The sequence below is a fragment of the Methylobacterium sp. WL18 genome, assembly GCF_008040015.1.
Classification (GTDB): Bacteria; Pseudomonadota; Alphaproteobacteria; order Rhizobiales; family Beijerinckiaceae; genus Methylobacterium; species Methylobacterium mesophilicum.
On the sequence record NZ_VRVD01000613.1, the window covers coordinates 1 to 2817 of the forward strand.

The following is a 2817-nucleotide window of genomic DNA, read 5'->3' on the forward strand; positions in this document are numbered from 1 at the left end:
GGCGCGGCCAGGAGCAGCAACGGGCTCGCCGCCAGCACCGCCAGGGGCGCGGCGGTCCCGAACACCCCGACGCCCATCGCCAGCGAGCCGAGGATGCGCCCTGCCGAGAGTCCGGCACCGAGCCGGCCGAGCGCCGCCGGGCGTGCCGTTTCCGCCACCGACCCCAGCACGGCAGCCTGGGCATGCGGCATCACCCCGGCGGCTCCCGCTCCGTAGGCGATCCGCGAGGCGACGAGCAGCACCAGGGCTCCAGCGACGGGCAGGGCCGGCACCGTCAGGGCCAGGGCGAACAGACCATGGCCGAGCGCCATCAGGGCGGCCAGTGCCGCGAACAGCCGGCGCAGACGCAAACCGGTCCCCCAGTTCCCCCAGGCCGGCGCGCAGACCAGGAATGCGACCGCCCCGGCGAAGGCGACGCCCCCCATCGCGACCGCATCGAGCCCTGTGCGCTCGGCTACCACGGGGACAAGGGCGAGCACGGCCGATTGTCCGAACCCCACCGAGGCCGCGGCGAGAGATAGTCGCCCGGCCACTCCAGACCCGGGAGTGCGCACATCGATCCGAACCATGACACCTCCGTCCGCGCACGGATCTTATTGGCGCGATAACCGGCATGGCAACCTTCACACCACAAATTTAAAATAGTTCTATAGTATTAATCATCTATTGCGCCCCATTTTTCTTTTGTCTATTGGCAATGCCGCGATATGAAGAGGGTCGTATGGTTGAAGCCGACATCTCATGTGCCGACGTTGCTTCCCAGGTATCGGTGCGCAGCTTCCTGAACAGCCTGATGCGGGAATGGGCCGGCTGGACTCTGGCGACCGCCGAGGCGCGCGAAGACGATCCGACGCGTCCCGTGTTGCGGATTTCGCTGCCGAGCCGAGCTTCGGTGATCGAGATCGCGGTCACCCATGTCTCGTCCGTCGGCCAGCACATGTTCAGGCTGCCGTTCCGCGAACTGCGCCCCGGCGAGCCGCCCCGCATCATGGCGTTGGCGGCGTTCGCGGCAGCGGTGGCGAACGAGCCGGCCATCGTCGGACCGGCAGCACCGCAGGCCGCGCCGATTTTCCTGCGCCGCCTCTTTCAGAGCCTCGCCACCGTCGAAGACATCCTCGTCCGCGCCCCTGCACCGGGCATCTTCCTGAGCCGCGACCCGAGCTTCCGCGAGGCCGAGCGCGCGCTCCGGTTCGGCCATTCCGTGCATCCGACCCCGCGCAGCCGGGACGAGTTCACGCTGGCCGATTCCCGCGCCTTCGCGCCGGAATACGGTCGGGGCTTTCCCTTGCGCTGGTGGTCGGCCGCGCCGGAGACGGTCGTCCAGGGTTCCTCGCGGGCAACGAGCGCAGCGGACCTCTGCGCGGACCTCGCCGCTGAAGATGCCGGCTTCGATCCGACGATATTCGCCGCGAGCGGGGGGCGCGTGCTGCTGCCGGTCCATCCGTGGCAGGCGGCCCGCCTCGCGCTCGATCCGGAGATCGACGCCCTGTTCCGCACCGGCCGCCTGCGCGACCACGGCCATGCCGGCGGGCCGTGGTACGCGACCACATCGCTGCGCACCCTCTACGCACCGGGTGCGCGCTTCATGCTCAAGCATTCGCTGAGCCTCAGGCTCACAAATTCGCTGCGCCTCATCAAAAGCGTCGAGTGCGCGCGCGGCCTCGTCGTGGATGGGGTGCTGAACGGGCCGGTCGGCGCCGAGATCGCCGCGCGCTGGCCGAGCTTCCACGTCCTCGGCGAGCCGGCCTATCTTGCGCTGCGTGGCGCCGATGGGGCCGCGCTGCCGCAGACGTTCGTGGCATTGCGGGACAACCCGTTCCACGGGGCGGACGAGCGGCCGGCCGCGGTGCTGGCCGCTCTCTGCGAGATCTATCCCGATGGGCGGGGCAGCGGGCTGGCCGACACGATCCTGCGCATCGCCGGCCGTAAGGACGCGGACGGCGATGGCCCGGTCGAGGCCGTTGCCCTGCGCTGGTTCGAGCGCTTCCTCACCGTCACGGTCGGGCCGATCCTCGAGATCCAGTGCGCGCTCGGCCTTCTGTTCGGCGCGCACCAGCAGAACCTGGTCCTCGAACTCACGGATGGCTGGCCGGTCCGGACCTTCTTCCGCGACTGCCAAGGTACGGGTTTCGTGCGTGAATTCCTTCCGGCCCTCCGCGAGGCCGCCCCTGGGCTCGACCTCGAGGCCGGGCACCTCCTGACCTCCGGGGAGGCTGCGCGGGTCATGGCCTACTACCTCGTGGTCAACAGCGTCTTCGCCGTCATCGGAGCCATCGGCATCGCCGGCCTGGCGCCGGAGGGCGCCCTCATCGGGGCCCTGCGCCGATTCGTCGAGGCGCTCGCCGGGAAGGACCTCCGGGACAAGACCTGCCTGCGCCTGCTGCTCGACGCCCCGGCCCTGGGCAGCAAGGGCAACTTCCAGATCTGCTTCCGTAACCTCAACGAGAACACCGACGTGACCGACCCTCTGGCGAGCTACGTTGACCTTCCGAACCCCCTCGCGGCTCCGTCCGCCCGCGCAGGCGCCCGGCCATGACGGTGCGCGCCCGCATCGATGCCGCCGCCGGGACGGCGCTGGACGGCTGGACCGGGACGAGCCGCCACTGGGCCGCCACCGGCGACGATTTCGTGATCGAAAGCCTGCCGTCCGATGCCAGCAGGGTCCGGCTGACCTTATCGCGCGGCGGCGACCCGATCGCGGAGGCCGAACTGCGCTCCGGCGCGGACGAAGCTTTCCTGGCGCTCACCGGCTCGGCCGGCCGTCATCCCGCCGACGCGCCGGTCGTGGCGGCCCTGGTCGAGGCCGCGTTCCAGCGG

General features: G+C 70.4%; 2 protein-coding genes and 1 pseudogene. 2 read left to right on the forward strand and 1 reads right to left on the reverse strand.

The features are described 5' to 3' along the window. Positions 1 to 479: MFS transporter (locus FV228_RS25835; RefSeq protein WP_246694030.1), on the reverse strand; the 479-nt coding region annotated here is incomplete at its 3' end. Positions 480 to 769: 290 nt separating this feature from the next. Between FV228_RS25835 and FV228_RS25840 the strand changes: the two genes are divergently transcribed. Further along, on the forward strand, positions 770 to 2536 hold the full coding sequence (locus FV228_RS25840) for an IucA/IucC family protein (protein ID WP_238262240.1): 1767 nt from the start codon (positions 770 to 772) through the stop codon (positions 2534 to 2536). Then, a pseudogene (locus tag FV228_RS25845) lies at positions 2533 to 2817 on the forward strand (N-acetyltransferase); the annotation flags it as partial. The gene FV228_RS25840 and the pseudogene FV228_RS25845, both read left to right, overlap by 4 nt.